The organism is Staphylococcus sp. GDX8P54P (assembly GCF_017893165.1).
Taxonomy (GTDB): Bacteria; Bacillota; Bacilli; order Staphylococcales; family Staphylococcaceae; genus Staphylococcus; species Staphylococcus borealis.
Map to the genome: position 1 here is coordinate 1 of NZ_JAESMM010000048.1, position 1497 is coordinate 1497.

Sequence of the window (1497 nt, forward strand, 5' to 3'; positions counted from 1 at the left end):
CATGATTTTTGCATGTAACTTTTTAGTTTCTCAATATTATTTATTATATGGAAGAGTATTTACTGATTTTAATAAACTAAGTGAAGATAATAAAAAAAGATATGGGATAAAGTCCGTATAATTGTGTAAAAGTAAAAAGGCCATATAACAGTCCTTTTACGGTACAATGTTTTTAACGACAAAAACATACCCAGGAGGACTTTTACATGACCCAAGTACATTTTACACTGAAAAGCGAAGAGATTCAAAGCATTATTGAATATTCTGTAAAGGATGACGTTTCTAAAAATATTTTAACAACGGTATTTAATCAACTAATGGAAAATCAACGAACAGAATATATTCAAGCAAAAGAATATGAACGAACAGAAAACCGACAAAGTCAACGAAATGGCTATTATGAGCGCAGCTTTACGACACGTGTAGGCACGCTAGAATTAAAAGTACCCAGAACACGTGATGGCCATTTTTCACCCACAGTGTTTGAACGTTATCAACGAAACGAAAAAGCCCTCATGGCTTCAATGTTGGAAATGTATGTATCAGGCGTTTCAACTCGTAAAGTATCAAAAATTGTGGAAGAACTTTGTGGTAAATCCGTCTCTAAGTCCTTCGTTTCTAGCTTAACAGAACAGCTAGAACCTATGGTTAACGAGTGGCAGAATCGTTTATTATCAGAAAAAAATTATCCTTACTTAATGACCGATGTACTCTATATAAAAGTACGAGAAGAAAATCGAGTACTCTCAAAAAGCTGTCATATAGCGATTGGAATAACCAAAGATGGCGACCGTGAAATTATCGGCTTCATGATTCAAAGTGGCGAAAGCGAAGAGACCTGGACAACATTTTTTGAATACCTAAAAGAACGCGGTTTACAAGGTACGGAACTCGTTATTTCTGATGCGCACAAAGGATTAGTCTCTGCCATTAGAAAATCCTTCACCAACGTAAGTTGGCAAAGATGCCAAGTTCACTTCCTAAGAAATATCTTTACCACCATTCCTAAAAAAAATTCAAAATCTTTCAGAGAAGCTGTTAAAGGAATTTTTAAGTTCACAGATATTAACTTAGCGCGTGAGGCTAAAAATCGATTGATTCATGATTATATCGATCAACCAAAATATTCAAAAGCTTGCGCATCATTGGATGATGGATTCGAAGACGCCTTTCAATATACCGTACAAGGAAATTCCCACAATCGACTAAAGAGTACCAATCTAATTGAACGACTGAATCAAGAAGTACGCAGAAGAGAAAAGATTATTCGCATCTTCCCCAATCAAACATCAGCCAATCGCTTAATTGGAGCCGTTCTTATGGACCTACATGATGAATGGATTTATTCTTCAAGAAAATACATCAATTTTGATAAGTAGAAATGGTAAAAACATTGTATAGCATTTTACACAGGAGTCTGGACTTGACTCGATATGGAGTCAATAAATAATGGAATTAGACGTATTGATAATGCCTCATATAGCAAAAATGGAATTT

General features: G+C 34.9%; 1 protein-coding gene. It reads left to right on the plus strand.

Translation table 11 applies throughout. The features are described from left to right. Positions 1 to 206: 206 nt before the first annotated feature. Entirely contained in the window at positions 207 to 1379 is a 1173-nt protein-coding gene (locus KA909_RS12090) for an IS256-like element IS256 family transposase (RefSeq protein WP_000195429.1), read from the plus strand. Positions 1380 to 1497 lie beyond the last annotated feature (118 nt).

Bases quoted from the DNA above. Each gene is read 5' to 3' on its own strand.
- KA909_RS12090 (WP_000195429.1), top strand. From the start codon at position 207: ATGACCCAAGTACATTTTACACTGAAAAGCGAAGAGATTCAAAGCATT.